The 14,431-nt window shown below is 62.3% G+C and carries 16 protein-coding genes; 9 read left to right on the plus strand and 7 right to left on the minus strand.

All coding sequences use genetic code 11. The features are described 5' to 3' along the window. Nucleotides 1-95: 95 nt before the first annotated feature. The 3 genes from QA649_RS05285 (at nucleotide 96) to QA649_RS05295 (ending at nucleotide 1,927) form a co-directional block, all read left to right on the plus strand. Nucleotides 96-512: an SRPBCC family protein gene (locus tag QA649_RS05285; protein ID WP_283023260.1), complete on the plus strand. Its 417-nt coding sequence runs from the start codon at nucleotides 96-98 to the stop codon at nucleotides 510-512. 82 nt (nucleotides 513-594) lie between these two features. Beyond that, the gene (locus QA649_RS05290) at nucleotides 595-1,284 is read left to right on the plus strand and encodes an aspartate/glutamate racemase family protein (RefSeq protein WP_283023261.1); all 690 of its coding nucleotides are present in this window, start codon (nucleotides 595-597) and stop codon (nucleotides 1,282-1,284) included. Nucleotides 1,285-1,609: 325 nt separating this feature from the next. Continuing rightward, entirely contained in the window at nucleotides 1,610-1,927 is a 318-nt protein-coding gene (locus QA649_RS05295) for a hypothetical protein (protein ID WP_283023262.1), read from the plus strand. A 180-nt stretch (nucleotides 1,928-2,107) separates the two neighbouring features. On the opposite strand, the gene QA649_RS05300 is transcribed toward QA649_RS05295, so the two are convergent. The 5 genes from QA649_RS05300 to QA649_RS05320 all read right to left on the minus strand — a co-directional run bounded on the left by QA649_RS05300 (nucleotide 2,108) and on the right by QA649_RS05320 (nucleotide 5,354). Continuing rightward, entirely contained in the window at nucleotides 2,108-2,335 is a 228-nt protein-coding gene (locus QA649_RS05300) for a hypothetical protein (RefSeq protein ID WP_283023263.1), read from the minus strand. A 75-nt stretch (nucleotides 2,336-2,410) separates the two neighbouring features. Continuing rightward, on the minus strand, nucleotides 2,411-2,593 hold the full coding sequence (locus QA649_RS05305) for a hypothetical protein (protein WP_283023264.1): 183 nt from the start codon (nucleotides 2,591-2,593) through the stop codon (nucleotides 2,411-2,413). Nucleotides 2,594-3,033: 440 nt separating this feature from the next. Then, nucleotides 3,034-3,708 carry an alpha/beta hydrolase family protein gene (locus QA649_RS05310; protein ID WP_283023265.1) on the minus strand — a complete coding sequence of 225 codons (675 nt, stop codon included), beginning with the start codon at nucleotides 3,706-3,708 and terminating at the stop codon, nucleotides 3,034-3,036. Nucleotides 3,709-4,059: 351 nt separating this feature from the next. Further along, on the minus strand, nucleotides 4,060-4,758 hold the full coding sequence (locus QA649_RS05315; protein WP_283023266.1) for a YafY family protein: 699 nt from the start codon (nucleotides 4,756-4,758) through the stop codon (nucleotides 4,060-4,062). Between the two features lie 104 nt (nucleotides 4,759-4,862). Further along, nucleotides 4,863-5,354, minus strand: coding sequence for a nuclear transport factor 2 family protein (locus tag QA649_RS05320; protein ID WP_283023267.1), 492 nt, complete (start codon nucleotides 5,352-5,354; stop codon nucleotides 4,863-4,865). A 180-nt stretch (nucleotides 5,355-5,534) separates the two neighbouring features. On the opposite strand from QA649_RS05320, the gene QA649_RS05325 reads away from it, so the two are divergent. Genes QA649_RS05325 through QA649_RS05335 form a run of 3 tightly spaced genes read left to right on the plus strand, consistent with a single transcriptional unit; the run spans nucleotide 5,535 to nucleotide 8,021 of the window. Continuing rightward, complete coding sequence (locus tag QA649_RS05325) at nucleotides 5,535-5,954, plus strand: MarR family transcriptional regulator (RefSeq protein WP_283023268.1); 420 nt, start codon at nucleotides 5,535-5,537, stop codon at nucleotides 5,952-5,954. 27 nt (nucleotides 5,955-5,981) lie between these two features. Beyond that, nucleotides 5,982-6,959 carry a tripartite tricarboxylate transporter substrate binding protein gene (locus QA649_RS05330; RefSeq protein ID WP_283023269.1) on the plus strand — a complete coding sequence of 326 codons (978 nt, stop codon included), beginning with the start codon at nucleotides 5,982-5,984 and terminating at the stop codon, nucleotides 6,957-6,959. Nucleotides 6,960-6,968: 9 nt separating this feature from the next. After that, nucleotides 6,969-8,021 carry a methyltransferase gene (locus tag QA649_RS05335; RefSeq protein WP_283023270.1) on the plus strand — a complete coding sequence of 351 codons (1,053 nt, stop codon included), beginning with the start codon at nucleotides 6,969-6,971 and terminating at the stop codon, nucleotides 8,019-8,021. A 213-nt stretch (nucleotides 8,022-8,234) separates the two neighbouring features. On the opposite strand, the gene QA649_RS05340 is transcribed toward QA649_RS05335, so the two are convergent. Beyond that, complete coding sequence (locus tag QA649_RS05340) at nucleotides 8,235-8,960, minus strand: class I SAM-dependent methyltransferase (RefSeq protein WP_283023271.1); 726 nt, start codon at nucleotides 8,958-8,960, stop codon at nucleotides 8,235-8,237. A gap of 454 nt (nucleotides 8,961-9,414) precedes the next feature. Here QA649_RS05340 and QA649_RS05345 point away from each other — a divergent pair, with 454 nt between their 5' ends. Then, complete coding sequence (locus QA649_RS05345; protein ID WP_283023272.1) at nucleotides 9,415-9,873, plus strand: hypothetical protein; 459 nt, start codon at nucleotides 9,415-9,417, stop codon at nucleotides 9,871-9,873. Between the two features lie 353 nt (nucleotides 9,874-10,226). Here QA649_RS05345 and lepA read toward each other — a convergent pair whose 3' ends face one another. After that, complete coding sequence (gene lepA / locus QA649_RS05350; protein ID WP_211409515.1) at nucleotides 10,227-12,038, minus strand: translation elongation factor 4; 1,812 nt, start codon at nucleotides 12,036-12,038, stop codon at nucleotides 10,227-10,229. Between the two features lie 218 nt (nucleotides 12,039-12,256). On the opposite strand from lepA, the gene QA649_RS05355 reads away from it, so the two are divergent. Next, a complete protein-coding gene (locus tag QA649_RS05355) occupies nucleotides 12,257-13,615 on the plus strand; it encodes a YARHG domain-containing protein (protein ID WP_283023273.1) in 1,359 nt (452 codons plus the stop codon). Continuing rightward, nucleotides 13,612-14,382 (plus strand): M15 family metallopeptidase, encoded by a 771-nt coding sequence (locus QA649_RS05360; protein ID WP_283023274.1) that lies wholly within the window; start codon nucleotides 13,612-13,614, stop codon nucleotides 14,380-14,382. Before QA649_RS05355 ends, QA649_RS05360 begins: the two co-directional genes overlap by 4 nt. The last annotated feature ends 49 nt before the right edge of the window (nucleotides 14,383-14,431 follow it).

A 14,431-nucleotide genomic window follows, 5' to 3' on the forward strand; every position in this document is an offset into this window, starting at 1 on the left:
GGACACGTCCCCGGACGTGCTGGAGATATGGACCCGGCACACGTGACGTGATTTCGTCAATTCGAGCCGTCAAAGTCGCAACTGGAGCAATGCCCATGAGGATCACCGTCGAAACCAGCGTCGCCGCCCCCATCGATCAGGTCTGGCGCGCCTATACGACGCCTGCCGATATCGTGAAGTGGAACGCCGCGTCCGACGACTGGCACACGACCAGGGCCACGGTCGACCTGCGCGAGGGCGGCGCCTTCTCCTCGCGCATGGAGGCCAAGGACGGCAGCATGGGCTTTGACTTCGCCGGCACCTACACGACGATCGTCGAGCACAAGCTGATCGAATATGCGTTCGGCGATCGCAAGGCCGAGGTCGAGTTCGTCCCCGGTCCGAAGGGCGTCGTCGTCCGCGTCGTCTTCGACAGCGAACCGACGCACTCGGTCGAGCAGCAGCAAGGCGGCTGGCAGGCCATCCTCGACAATTTTGCACGCTACGTCGCGGTGAAGCAGAAGACGTCGTGAGGGTGTGCAGGGCGCGGAGTCTTTGCGGGCTTCCGCGTCTTCGTCTACGATCCGATCGCGCAATTGTTCCGGAGACGCAGGGATGCGAACCATTGGCCTGATCGGAGGCATGAGCTGGGAAAGCACCGCGCTCTACTACAAGCTCATCAACGAGCGCGTCCGCGACCGCATGGGCAAGCTGCATTCGGCTCCGCTGCTGATGTATTCCTACGATTTCCAGGAGATCAAGGAGATGCAGTATGCCGGCCGCTGGCCGGAGGCCGCAAGCAGCCTCGCGGAGGTCGCTCGGCGCCTCGAGAGCGCCGGCGCGCGCGCTATCGTGCTGTGCACGAACACGATGCACAAACTGGCGCCCGACATCACGTCGGGCCTGACCATCCCCTTCATCCACATCGGCGACGCGACCGCCGAGCGCATCCGGGCGAAAGGGTACCGGCGGGTTGGGCTGCTCGGCACCGTGTTCACGATGGAGGAGGAGTTTTACATCGACCGGCTGCGCGCCCATGACCTCGACGTCCTGGTTCCTCCCGAAGGCGCACGAGCGGTCGTGAACCGCATCATTTACGACGAGCTGTGCCTCGGAGTCGTCACAGCTCCTTCCCGTCGCCGCTATCAGGACGTGATGGCGGCGCTCGTCGCCGCCGGCGCCGAATGCATCATCCTCGGCTGCACCGAGATCACGATGCTGGTCGGCCAGGGCGACACAACGGTCGAAACATTCGACACCACGGCTATCCACGCCGAGACGGCGGCCGATTTCGCCATCGGGTGATGACGATCTCGTTGGTCATTTTCCATCCGAGACCGAGATTGCAGCCGAGGTCGAATGAGTCGGCGGTCAGTCCGCAGCCTTGCCGCAATCTGCGTCAACCTGGGCCCGCAATCGTCGGCGAGTTGGCGCCGGCACGGCTTTCGTCGGGTGGGCAAAGGCGCAGAGCGCCGTGCCCACCACTCTTCCCGATGGCACGCAAATTGGTGGGCACGCTTCCGCCCTGCGACTAATCGCAGGATGCGCCTTTCGGCAATGGCGATTGGAACCAGGAAAAGCTTGGGAAGTTCGCGTGTTCAGGGGCCGGAGCAAGCCGTGGAGGAGAGGTATGCGAACAGCAATTCTCGCGCTGATTGTCGTTGCCGGAAGCGCAATGACCTTCCAGGCAACGGCCCAAGAGCAAAAGGCCGCCCCGAGTGAGCAAACCAAGGAGGAGATGCGGCGTGATGTAGACCAAGGGCTCAAGACTGGCGAGCCCAACGAGCAGATGCAGCGTGATGCGGACAAAGGGATCAAGACCCGCAACTCCGGAGAGTCCGGATATGTGGCCGATCAAGACAAGCCAGGTGCTGCTGCGCATCCTCCGGGTCGACCGGGAAGTGAGCAGACCACGGGTTCGGCTGGCCAGACCAGCGCTCCGAAATAGAAGTCTTCGCTCGTAGCTCGATGGGTCGAGCGACTCGTCCGCCGTAGCTCGAAGAGCGAAGGCGGAAGCGAAACCCATCAAGCTTCGTTCTCGCAATTGGATCGAGCTAACAAGGACTACCAGATTTGCGTACCCGCGTCGGCGCGACGGGTTTCGCAAGAGCTCAACCCATCCGAGCTGTCAGATGACAGCTGCGGCCAGCAGGGAAGCGCCGCCAACCGCGACCAGCACGAGGCCGGGCCAGTTCGATTTGATGCCGAAGCCGCTGCCTGGCGCTGTAGGTTCCAGCGTGTCAACTCCGGAGCGAAGCCGCTTGGTACCGCTCAGCCGGCCTCGCCAGATCGGCTGAAATGCCATCTGGAGCACGCCGACGAAAACAAGGAGCGCACCAAGCCATATGAGGGTCATGCTCGTCTCCTGCGTCAGTGATCGCCGAGAGGTTGCTCCCCGCGGAAGCCGCCGCCCCTTCGAGAAGCATCCTGCTTACTCTTCGTCCGGCTCGCGCACGACCGGCGCTTCATCATCTCGGTGCTCGTCGTCGCCGTCGTCGTCTTCGTCTGCATCCTCGTCTTCATCGGGATCTCGGGGCGGCATTGTGTTGCGCACGATCACGAAGCAACGCCAGTCAATCAACCCAGTGAATTCCTCAAGGAGATGTGGGGTCATGTTATTGCTCCTATCCGGAGGTTCGCACCGACCGGCAGGAATATGGGCCGCTCATCTACCTGACAAAGGCTGGCCTGGTGCGCGGTCCAGTGGCGGATGTGGCTTGCGAGGCCCGTCCTACCGGGCGGGGTCTCGTTGCCAGCTTTCCTTGTATCGACCCGCTCAAACGTTGTGTTGTTCCCGCTCGTTGATCATCAGGGACCTCCACTCTGGCCTAGAAACGACGTCCAACCTGGATGGTTCCTCAGGCGCAACCTGATGGAACGGGCGGGTCGGATGGGTCGCGCGGCTTGTCCGCGAAGAGCGAAGGCGGAAGCGAAACCATCAAGCTTCATCCTGACAATCGAATCGAGCTACCGACAGTGACGAGATACCGCGCCCGCCCGTCAGGGCGATGGGCTTCGCTACAGCTCCGCCCATCGAGCTTGATCGGACCGATCTCACGCTGCTTTGGTCAACACCTCGGTCAACCAGTCCGGCTCGACGATCATGGCCGAGTGGCCGGACGTCGTGTTTTCGACGACGGTCCAGGAGCTGTCCGCTCTGCACTCCGCCGCTGCCTTGTCCATGGCAGCCAGCTGGAATTTCGGTAAGCGGATGTAGGTTTTCCTGGCGACCTTTTCGCGCGCTCCCGAGAGCTTGACCGGTTGCAGGAATGTGCCGACGGGGTGTGGCGTGACCTTCGACAACACCCAGGCAACATCCTTCGGGTCGCTGAAGGCATTCGGAGGCAGCGCCTTGGGAGCCGGGCGGCTGATCGCGCCCTCTTCGATCGGGAAGGGCACCAGGTCTCGAAACGACTGGCCGTCCGCGGGCTTGATGGCATCGACCCAGACGATGGACGACACCCGGCTCCCGATGCGTTCGAGCGCGCCCGATGCCGGACAGCCGCCATAGGAATGGGCAACGAGGCAGATGTCGGTCAGGTCCTCCCATTCGACGAGATTGGCGATGTCGACAATGTGCGTGTCGAGGGTGATGTCCTTGTTCAGAAGGTGTGAGCGCTCCGCCAATCCGGTCAGCGTCAGCGGATAGACGCGATGCCCCTGCTTCTGCAGGCGTTCCGTGACGCGATGCCAGGACCAGGCGCCGTAATACGCGCCGGGAACGAGCACATACGTTTTCTGGCTCGCTTGCGCGCGGGCCGGACTGATGAATGCGCTTGAGGCCAATGCAGAGGCCGAGCCTGCCGCAGCGCCAAAGAGTCTGCGACGCGTGATGCTTGAACGGATCATGAAATAACTCCGCAGGGTTGAATGATTGATGCTTGAAATAATTCACGTGCATGCCAGTGCAGGCTCATCCTAGGGAAGATCACGGCCGACGCCAATGCCGCGTTTGGGTTTGGAGACGAAGCCGAGGTGAGTGGTCACCGATGCAGCGCCGGGATACCGCCGCTGAAAGCAGGTGAGGCATTCGACACGACAGCAATTCACGCTACGTCAGCCGCCGAACTCGGCTTCCAGTCAGTCCGCAGCCTTGCGGCGATCTGCGTCGACCTGGGCCCGCCATTGCTTGACGAGGTCACGCCGGCGGCCGGGATAGCGTTCGGTCTTGAGCCGGAGTTTCTCGATCCGATCCGCCCGGAAGGAGCGAAAGTCCTTCCTCATTTCGCACCAGCCGGCCAGGATGCGCCGGGAGTCGAAAAAGGCGACGCCAATCGGCCAGATCGTCCGGGTGGTCTTCGCGCCATTCGGATCGCGATACACGATGGAAAGCTTGTGCTGGTCGTGCATGGCCTGGCGCACGACGTGGAGATCGACGGCCTCAAGCTGCTTCGGCCTGCGCGCGACATGAAAAGCATTGTCGTCGATCTTGTGCCGCAGCTCCGACGGCAGCACGGCGCCGATTTTCGCGAGCGCATTACGCGCTGCCAGCGCGAACTCTTCATCGGTCTGGCGGGACACCCATTGGGCGCCGAGCGCCAGGGCCTGGATTTCCTGCTCGGAGAACATCAGCGGAGGCAGGAGAAAGCCGGGCTGCAGGACATAGCCAAAGCCCGGTTCGCCCTCGATCTGCGCGCCTAATGCCTGCAAGTCGGCGATGTCGCGGTAGATCGTGCGTAGCGAGACGCCCGCCTCGGCCGCAAGATTGCTGCCCGACACCGGATGACGGTGCCGCCGCAGGATCTGCATGAGGTCGAATAGCCGCTGGCTCTTGGACATGCTGCAAGTCTAGCAGGTATCCTGCCAAAGATTGGCAGCAATCTACCGCAGAATGGCGGCACGGCTTCGGGTAGCCGCGCCGCTTGATGAGCTGGACCGGATTCCTAGCGCGGTTGGACCGTCGCCGCATAGGCGGCAAACGGCGCTGCATCGTAGATCACCTCGGTCGACACGATCTTGCCGTTCCTCACCTTGAGCAGCTCCGCAACGACGGCGTTGGCAACCGGATGGGTGTCCGCGCTGTAGACGACAACGGCCTGCTGATCGTCGCCGTAAATAGCGAGAAGGGTCACCTTCTGGAGCATGCGGGCAAAACCGCTGTGGAACTCGCGAAACGTCTGGGTCCCGGTGATCCGCCCGCGCGGTGATGTGCAAACGATGTCAACCGCCGAGACGGAGATGACCCTATCGACGTCTTTGCGGGCGATGGCCTCGACATAGGTCTTGGCGATCTGCACTGCCTCGCCGCTGCTTTGGGTATTCATGGTCTTCCTTTCAATGCTTGGTGCACTGAAAGGAGACCTAAGGCAGGGCAGTGACAGATTCTGGCAGTAGGAGATCGGCACCGCCGGAAGCCGCGGGTCGGGCCGCCGCATTCCTTTACCCGCCATCAGGACCAGGATAGGCCTTGACTCCATCCAATAACTATTGAGATAATAATAATTATGACGATCACAAAAGAGATCATTCCGGCGGACCAGTCGTCCCGGGTCGAGGCGGAGGCGGCTGTTCCGCCCTATCGCCGCGTCCCGGCCTATCTGATCCGGCGGCTCCACATGATCTCGACCGCCGTCGTTGCGGAGGAGTTCGAAGGCGAGGATATGCCGGTATCGCAGTGGGCGGTGCTGACCATCATCGATACCAATCCAGAGATCGATCAAAGCCGTCTCGCCGGCGTCGTCAGCATCGACAAGACGAACACGGGGCGTTTGGTCGATGAGCTCGAAGCGAAGGGTCTCGTCGAACGGTGCGTCAACGAGGCGGATCGGCGGGTATGGAAGCTTCGCTGCACCCCGCTTGGGCGCAAGCTCCGAAAGCGGTTGCGACCGCGCGCCCTCGCGACCCAGGACAGGCTGCTGGCGTGCCTCGAGCCGGCAGAACGAGAGTTGTTTATCGATTTGATGTCGCGCGTGGTTGCTGCGAACGAAAAATACGCCCGGCCCGGAGCCGGCCGCCGGAAACCAAGATCACGTTAGAGCGGAATACTCCCGAAGGAGCACGCCATGAGCATGTTCAGTCGCTCCGTTGCTGTCGTCGGTTTTCTTCTCGGTCTCACCTCTTGCTGCGGTTCTGCAGTCTTTGCCGCCGACTGGCCGCATCGCACCGTCCGTTTGATCGCACCCGTGCCGGCGGGGACAGCCCCGGATTTCAGCGCAAGGCTCTTCGCGGAGCGACTGTCCCGTCGCTGGGGCCAGGCCGTGATTGTGGAGAACCGGCCGGGAGCAGATGGAGTCCTCGGCGTTTCCGCCTTTCTCGGAGCCGACGATGATCACATGCTGCTGTATGCCATCTCGGCGGTGGTCACCGTTCATCCGATCACGAACACGAAGCTGCCCTATGATCCGGTCCGTGAGTTGATCCCGATCGCCCCGACCTCGGACGTCGTGCTGGCGATAGCGGCGCCGGCCAAAAGCCCAATCAGTTCGCTCGGCGGCCTGGTGCAAGCAGCGCTCGCCCAGCCCGGCAAGCTGAACTGGGCCAGCTCCCCCGGCCTTCCCCCGTTCGTCGTCGGGGGATTCTTCAAGACTGCGAAGCTGGATCTCGCCCTGGTGTCCTATCGGGAGATTTCCCCCGCTCTTCAGGATCTCGGCGAAGGCCGCATCGATATCTATGTCGGCTCGCTGGGCGTCATCATGCCGCAGGTCCACGCGGGCCGCGCGCGCCTCCTTGCGATCGCAGGCGAGGCGCGGGCGCCGCTTGCTCCCGATGTGCCGACGGTCATCGAAGCCGGATTTCCCGAGTTGCGCATGGACGGCGTGGTAGGGTTCTTCGGAAAGCGCGGCATGCCCGACGCGGTGCGCGACCGGATTGCAGCGGATGTCGGTGCGATCGCGAACGAGCCCGAAATCCGCGAAAAACTGGCCGCCGTCGGGCAGGCGGCTCGTTCTGGAAGCGCGGCCGAGTTCGCCGCCCTGCTCAATGAATACCATCGCCGCCTGACGGGGCTGGCGAAAGCAATCGACTACCAGGCGTCGCAGTGACCGGGCGCGATGCCGTCCCTGCAGCAATTTGACGTTTCATTCATGGAGGACCGTCAAGTGACATCCAATCCCCGACTGGATCTGCTCGGCCTCATCAATGGTTTTCAAATCACTCAGGCCATTCACGTCGCCTCAGTGCTGCGTGTGGCGGATCATCTGAAGGACGGCGCGCGTCGGGTCGACGAGCTCGCAGTCCTGACAAAGAGCCATGCCGACTCCCTGTACAGGCTGCTGCGCGCGCTCGCTGCGGTCGGGGTGTTTCACGAGGACGAAGGCAGGGCGTTTGCGCTGACGCCGAAGGGCGAATGTTTGCGTACGGATTCCGCGGCATCGATCGGCGCGTGGGCGGAAGTCGTGGGAACCCCTTATTACTGGCAGGCCTGGGGCCATCTCCTGCACAGCGTCCAAACCGGCGAGAACGCCTTCAGGAGCCTGAACGGCCAGGACGTATGGCAGTTCCGCGCCGAGCATCCCGAGCATGGCGCAACGTTCGACCGGGCCATGACCGAACATTCGCGCGCCAGCGCCGAAGCGGTGATCCGCGCGTACGATTTCTCCTCGTTCGGCCATGTCGTGGATGTGGGCGGCGGGCAAGGCCTGCTGTTGTCCGCAATCCTGCGCGCTCACCCCCACGTCCGCGGCACCTTGTTCGATCAGGCCAACGTGGTGACGAGAGCAAGGGCCGTGCTGACGGAAGGCGGCGTCGTCGAACGATGCGACATCGTGGGTGGAAGCTTCTTCGAAGCGGTTCCGGGTGATGGCGATGCCTATGTGATGCGGATGGTCGTCCACGATTGGGAGGACGACGAAGCGCTCGCAATCCTGAAAGTGTGCAGGCGTGCAATGGGACAGACCGCAAAGCTGCTTCTCATCGAGCGGCTCGTCGCGCCGCCAAATGAAATGCCGGCAACCAAGTTCAGCGATCTGAATATGCTGGTGTCACCAGGCGGCCGAGAGCGAACGCGCGAGGAATTTTCAGACCTCCTCGCCAGATCCGGCTTCGCGTTGACGGCGGTTTTGCCGGCCGGCCTGCACAATGTGATTGAGGCACGACCGCTCTAAGCGACAGAATCGTCGTGGCTCCTGCGTCGGATGGAGGCCTGCGTCACGGACGGCGCGATAAATGCCCGACTAGGCCATGTACTGATTAAGCGGCTGGCCGCCGCCTGATGTCCGCTTAAGTCCCAACAGCGGCGGAGAAGCAGCAATCTTCCAATGTCGCAGATGGGCCATGAGCAGATTTGGCGATGCTACTCTTGAGGTGGATTGGCTTCGCTAGGCTAACGCCGACACAAGCCACAGACCCACATGCAGGCCGCGCCCATTTGCTCCGATATTTGCGGCAAGCGCGTTGCGAACCGCTTCAGTGGCGCGTATCCGTTGCTCGTCCGAGGCATTTTCAAACAGCGCATGCAACGGGCCAGCCTGCGTGATGAATGCCATGCTTTGCTGGATGTCCTTGCCGTGAATCGGCACATCGGTCGCCTTGAGCGCCACTTCGCGAAACCCAGCCCCAGTCAGGATGCGACGTAAGTGCTCCTCGCTTGCGAGCGAAAACATCCCCGGTGCCAATGGATCCACCGGCGGCTGAGGCGGCACATGCGGCCGTGCAGCCTCGATCGGTACGCGAAACCAGGGACTCTCCGGCATGGTCCGAAAACAGACGAACGCCAGCCGCCCGCCTGCCTTCATGCCGCTGCGGATATTGGTGAAGGCCCTGACAGGGTCATCGAAGAACATCACGCCGAATCGCGAATAAACTAGATCCGCCCAGCGCGGTTCGAAGGCGTAGCTCGTCGCGTCGGCTAGTGCAAAGGCGGCGTTGCTAAGTGTCGCCTCGGCGGCACGATGTTTGGCGAAGTCAAGCATCGGGACCGAGACGTCGACGCCCAACACAGCGCCTGATGGTCCAACAACCCTGGCAAAGGCCAACAGGGTGTCGCCGGTGCCGCATCCGATATCGATCACGTGCTCGCCCGGCTTTGCGGCCGCGGCGTCCAAGCTGACGCTCGTGACTGACGTGAAGACGTCACTGATCACGGCTTGCTGCGCAACCCATGAGTGACCCATGGTGCTGTTCCAAAACTCTGCTCCACGGGGGTTTGGCGTAGGTACTGGCATTGGCAAATGTCCTTGGTTCTAAAAAAAGGCCGATGGGATTATCCTCACAGGCTGCACGATATTTCAGATCGAACGCAAGACTAAAATGCCCGCAACGGGTCATTCTCGACGGTTGGGCCTGATCTCGGTTGCGCCCGGTCTACCCATCACAGCTGACGTCCAGGCGGCGGGCGGCGTTGGGCGCGATGGGCCAGAAGCCGTTATCATCGCGCATCAATCAAAGTGAGCGCTCGCAGCTTCCGGCAGCCAAAGATCAATGTGCTTTCTTCCCGAATTGGATAGCCTGAGCTATGCCTGGGAAATTGGCAAATTGCCATCGATCGGGAGACCACGAATGAAGTGGATAGTCACCGTCACCATTGCGCTTGCTGCTTCGGTCATGTTCGCAACCGCGCAGCCAGCAAAAGGGCCCTACCAACCGGGCCTTGGCGAATTCATGACAGCTACGCAGCTTCGCCACGCCAAACTATGGTTTGCTGGCAAACAAAATAACTGGGACCTCGCTGCTTATGAGATCGATGAGATCAAGGAAAGCCTAGAGGACGCTGCGAGGCTTTTTCCAACATCTGACGGTATCCCTGTCGCTGAGATGATCAAGACCATCATCGATCCACGGATAGAGGAGCTTGAAAAGGCGGTTAGAGCAAAGAGCAGCACCAAATTTACGGCCGCCTTCGACGAGCTTACCCGCGGCTGCAATAGCTGCCACGCGGGAGCCGGCAAGCCGTTTATACGCATTCAGCGTCCAATCGCGTCTCCACTGACCAACCAGAATTTTGCGCCAGAAAAATAATCGGAATTGCGCGCGCATCGACCAGATGACTACCGAAAAGAGTCAAAAGCGGTAGCACTCTGCCCCGTCAGACGATTTCCGCTCTTCCCACGGGAGCCGACACGCCCTGGCTACCGCGTACCTGGCCGGGGCGATGGATTTCGCGAGAGCTCAACCGACCTGCGAGCTCAGGCTGCCAATCACACCGGCTGCAATGATGCCACCATACCCCTGTTTTGCCCGACGGGTCAAATTCGATTTCGGTAAATCGAAAAAGCGCAATGCCGCCAAGGGGGCGGCTACTGTGCATGGGGTTGTTTTCGCGGTTTTTGTTTGAGGCGGGTACGTGCAGCCAGAAGAAAGCCGGCGTCGCCTCAGCTATCCACCTTCAACGCAGCAATGAAGGCTTCCTGCGGGATGTCGACCTTGCCGAACTGCCGCATCTTCTTCTTGCCTTCCTTCTGCTTCTCCAGAAGTTTGCGCTTACGCGTGATGTCGCCGCCGTAGCATTTTGCGGTGACGTCCTTGCGCAGCGCGCGCACGGTCTCGCGGGCAATGACCTTGCCGCCGATCGCCGCCTGGATCGGGATCTGGAACATGTGCGGCGGGATCAGCTCCTTCATCTTCTCGACCATGGCACGGCCGCGCCCTTCCGCACGGGTGCGATGCACCAGCATCGAGAGCGCGTCGACCGGCTCGGCATTGACCAGGATCTGCATCTTGACGAGGTCGGCCGGCTTGTAGTCGGTGAGATGATAGTCGAACGAGGCGTAGCCCTTCGAGACCGACTTCAGGCGGTCGTAGAAATCGAACACGACCTCGTTGAGCGGCAGGTCGTATTTCACCATCGCGCGGGCGCCGACGTAAGTGAGCTCCTTCTGCGAGCCGCGGCGGTCCTGGCACAGCTTCAGCACGCTGCCGAGATATTCGTCCGGCGTCAGGATCGTCGCCTCGATCCAGGGCTCCTGGATCTCCTCGATCTTGACCACGTCGGGCATGTCGACGGGATTGTGGATCTCGAGCTCGGTGCCGTCGGTGAGCTTCATCTTGTAGATGACGCTCGGTGCGGTCGCGATCAGGTTGAGGTCGAACTCGCGCGACAGCCGCTCCTGGATGATCTCGAGGTGCAACAGCCCGAGGAAGCCGCAACGGAAGCCGAAGCCGAGCGCGGCGGAGGTCTCCATCTCGAAGGAGAAGCTGGCGTCGTTGAGGCGCAGCTTGCCCATCGCGGCGCGCAGCGTCTCGAAGTCGTCGGCGTCGACCGGGAACAGGCCGCAGAACACCACGGGGATGGCCGGCTTGAAGCCCGGCAGCATGTCCGCGACCGGCTTCCTGTCGTCGGTGATGGTGTCGCCGACGCGGGTGTCGGCGACTTCCTTGATCGCGGCGGTGATGAAGCCGATCTCGCCGGGGCCGAGCTCGTCGACCTGCTGCATCTTCGGCGTGAAGAAGCCGACGCGCTCGACGTCGTAGGCCGCGCCCGTGCCCATCATGCGCACGCGCTGGCCCTTCTTCATCGTGCCGTCGACGATGCGCACCAGCACGACCACGCCGAGATAGACGTCGTACCAGCTGTCGACCAGCAGTGCCTTCAGCGTCGCGTCGCGATCGCCCTTCGGCGGCGGCAGGCGGGTGACGATGGCTTCCAGCACGTCGGGGATGCCAAGGCCGGTCTTGGCCGAGATCATCACCGCGTCGGAGGCATCGATGCCGATGACGTCCTCGATCTGCTGCTTGACCTTCTCCGGCTCGGCCGCGGGCAGGTCGACCTTGTTCAGGACCGGGACGATCTCGTGATTGTTGTCGAGGGCCTGGTAGACGTTGGCGAGCGTCTGCGCCTCGACGCCCTGGCTGGCATCGACCACCAGGAGGGAACCCTCGCACGCCGCCAGCGACCGCGAGACCTCGTAGGCGAAGTCGACATGGCCGGGCGTGTCCATCAGGTTGAAGATGTAATCCTTGCCGTCCTTGGCGCGGTAGGCGAGGCGCACCGTCTGCGCCTTGATGGTGATGCCGCGCTCGCGCTCGATGTCCATGGAATCGAGCACCTGCTCCTTGCCCGCCATCTCGCGGTCGGAGAGGCCGCCGGTCATCTGGATCAGGCGGTCGGCCAGCGTCGATTTGCCATGGTCGATATGGGCGACGATGGAGAAATTGCGGATGTTGGAAATGGGGACGGTCGTCATGGGCGCGGGATACCACTCACATCCCCGTGCGGCAACCATTCACTTGGTCTTCCCGCGACCGCACGGGGGTGCGTCCGGGACGGGGGCAGCCAGCCCGCTCGGCCGGTCCGGGAGGGGGCGACATCGAACCGTCGTGCCGCCGCAATCTCGGCCTCCCCGCCATCGATTTCAGGGGCCGGCTCTGCTAGCTTTCCGGCTTTCTGTCACGGAAATAGGCAATGTGTTGGAAGCGTCTTTTCGCCTTGTTGTTTGCAGCGTGTTTCGCCTTCCCGGCCGCGGCTGAAAAGCGCGTCGCCCTCGTCATCGGCAATTCCGCCTACCAGAGCGTGTCGCGGCTGGAAAATCCCCGGAACGACGCGCTGCTGGTGGCCGACACGTTGCAGAAGCTTGGCTTCACGCTGGTCGGCGGCGGCGCCCAGGTCGAGCTGGACAAGGCGAGCTTCGACGCGGCGGTCCAGCGCTTCGGCAACCAGTTGATCGGTGCCGATGTGGCCCTGTTCTATTACGCCGGCCACGGCATCCAGGTCCGCGGGACCAACTATCTCGTGCCGATCACCGCGAATCCGACGCGCGAGACCGATGTGGATTTCCAGATGGTCGACGCCGCTCTGGTACTTCGGCAGATGGACGGCGCAGGAACCAAGCTGAACATCGTCATTCTCGATGCGTGCAGGAACAACCCGTTTGGCGGACGGGGCTTGCGCGCCTCCGACGGCGGCCTGGCGCAGATCCGGGCGCCGGAGGGAACGCTGCTCTCCTATGCCACGCAGCCCGGCAACGTCGCGCTCGACGGGTCCGACGGACATAGTCCTTACACGCGGGCACTGGTCGAGACGATGCAGCGCCCCGGTCTGGACGTGCTCCAGACGTTCAATCAGGTGGGACTCGCCGTCAAGCGCGCGACCGGCAGCAACCAGCAGCCCTGGGTCTCCAGCTCGCCGATCGATGGATCGTTCTACTTTTCAGGCGTGCCAGCAGGGCAGGTCGCGGCGCTCAACGTGCCGGCACCGGTCACGACGCCTCCTGCGAACCTGCCGCCGTCCACAGCCCCGGTTACGAGAACCCAATCGGATTTCCTGTTTCCGGATTCGGATAGCCGGCTGCTTGCCGATGGTGATCTGAGGACGCTGAGCAAGGACGATCTGCGCCTTGCGCGCAACGAGATCTTTGCGCGGCGAGGGCGCTACTTCAACTCGCCCGATCTGACCGCGAGGTTCAGCAAGTTCGCCTGGTACGCGCCCCACACCTGGGACCCCCAGTTGAACGCCGTCGAGAAGGCGAATGTCGCCTTGATCGACCGCTATGAAGCCGGCGGGCCGGCGCAAAGCGGCTTCATCTTTCCCGATTCGGATCGGCGGCTGCTGACGGTCGCAGACCTGCGCGGGCTTTCCAACGACGATCTCCGTATCGCGCGGAACGAGATCTTCGCGCGGCGGGGACGGTATTTCGAAGCGGCCGATCTCAAGGCTCGTTTTGAACGCTTCCCGTGGTATTTGCCGAGCACATGGAATCCAAAGCTCAATTCGATCGAGGAGGCAAACATCGCGCTGCTCGATCAGGCCGGCAAGCGTCGATGACGATTGCGTCGCGGGCGGCGCAAATCCTCGTCGTTCTCGTGGCGGCGTCCGTCCTGGCGGGCGCCCAGACCAGGACCGAGCTTCTTGACCGGCTGGTGCGTGCCTATCCCGATTTCCTCTCAGGCCACGACGGCAAGCAAATCTTGTGGCGCGATGGCACTGCGATGCCGGTCGACGATGGCATCGACGACAAATCGTTTGATCAGCGCCTGCGCGATGCCTCGATCCTCGACCAGCTCCGCTTGCCCTATCCCGTCGGCGCCTCCGCGCCGCCCGCGGTGAACGCCGATCCCGGACGCTTCCGGAACGAAGCGTTCTTCAAGAAGATGTATGGCGACTGCCGCAATGGAGCGGTACAGCGCAATTTCGTGACCATCACCTGGCTGCCGCGATCATGGGGGAAGGCGGTCCAGGTGACGCGGATCAATGGTGTGGCCGACCGGCTCAAGGAGGTGTCCGCGGAGATCGACAAGCTCGATCCGGCGCTGAGGGCCGCGGCCTTTCCGATCGCCGGCGTGCTGTCGTGCCGGCCTGTCGCGGATACCGGCAAGATGAGCATGCATGGCTATGCCGTCGCGATCGATCTGAACCTGAAATATTCCGACTATTGGCTGTGGGCGGGCCGCGGAAAATCCATCCCCTACAAGAACAGGATGCCACAGGCGATCGTCGACATCTTCGAGCGCCACGGCTTCATCTGGGGTGGGAAATGGTATCACTACGACACGATGCATTTTGAATATCGCCCGGAACTGCTGGCCCGGTGATCCCGCATCGTTTCCGTGCGCCAGGCGTCATTCATTCACGCCAAGCTGA

The organism is Bradyrhizobium sp. CB1717 (genome assembly GCF_029714325.1).
GTDB lineage: Bacteria > Pseudomonadota > Alphaproteobacteria > Rhizobiales > Xanthobacteraceae > Bradyrhizobium.

What these genes read in the sequence shown, in the direction of transcription:
- QA649_RS05285 (WP_283023260.1), top strand. Translation starts at nt 96, where the DNA reads ATGAGGATCACCGTCGAAACCAGCGTCGCCGCCCCCATCGATCAGGTC.
- QA649_RS05290 (WP_283023261.1), top strand. Translation starts at nt 595, where the DNA reads ATGCGAACCATTGGCCTGATCGGAGGCATGAGCTGGGAAAGCACCGCG.
- QA649_RS05295 (WP_283023262.1), top strand. Translation starts at nt 1,610, where the DNA reads ATGCGAACAGCAATTCTCGCGCTGATTGTCGTTGCCGGAAGCGCAATG.
- QA649_RS05300 (WP_283023263.1), bottom strand. Translation starts at nt 2,335, where the DNA reads ATGACCCTCATATGGCTTGGTGCGCTCCTTGTTTTCGTCGGCGTGCTC.
- QA649_RS05305 (WP_283023264.1), bottom strand. Translation starts at nt 2,593, where the DNA reads ATGACCCCACATCTCCTTGAGGAATTCACTGGGTTGATTGACTGGCGT.
- QA649_RS05315 (WP_283023266.1), bottom strand. Translation starts at nt 4,758, where the DNA reads ATGTCCAAGAGCCAGCGGCTATTCGACCTCATGCAGATCCTGCGGCGG.
- QA649_RS05320 (WP_283023267.1), bottom strand. Translation starts at nt 5,354, where the DNA reads ATGCGGCGGCCCGACCCGCGGCTTCCGGCGGTGCCGATCTCCTACTGC.
- QA649_RS05325 (WP_283023268.1), top strand. Translation starts at nt 5,535, where the DNA reads ATGATCTCGACCGCCGTCGTTGCGGAGGAGTTCGAAGGCGAGGATATG.
- QA649_RS05330 (WP_283023269.1), top strand. Translation starts at nt 5,982, where the DNA reads ATGAGCATGTTCAGTCGCTCCGTTGCTGTCGTCGGTTTTCTTCTCGGT.
- QA649_RS05335 (WP_283023270.1), top strand. Translation starts at nt 6,969, where the DNA reads ATGCCGTCCCTGCAGCAATTTGACGTTTCATTCATGGAGGACCGTCAA.
- QA649_RS05345 (WP_283023272.1), top strand. Translation starts at nt 9,415, where the DNA reads ATGAAGTGGATAGTCACCGTCACCATTGCGCTTGCTGCTTCGGTCATG.
- lepA (WP_211409515.1), bottom strand. Translation starts at nt 12,038, where the DNA reads ATGACGACCGTCCCCATTTCCAACATCCGCAATTTCTCCATCGTCGCC.
- QA649_RS05355 (WP_283023273.1), top strand. Translation starts at nt 12,257, where the DNA reads ATGTGTTGGAAGCGTCTTTTCGCCTTGTTGTTTGCAGCGTGTTTCGCC.
- QA649_RS05360 (WP_283023274.1), top strand. Translation starts at nt 13,612, where the DNA reads ATGACGATTGCGTCGCGGGCGGCGCAAATCCTCGTCGTTCTCGTGGCG.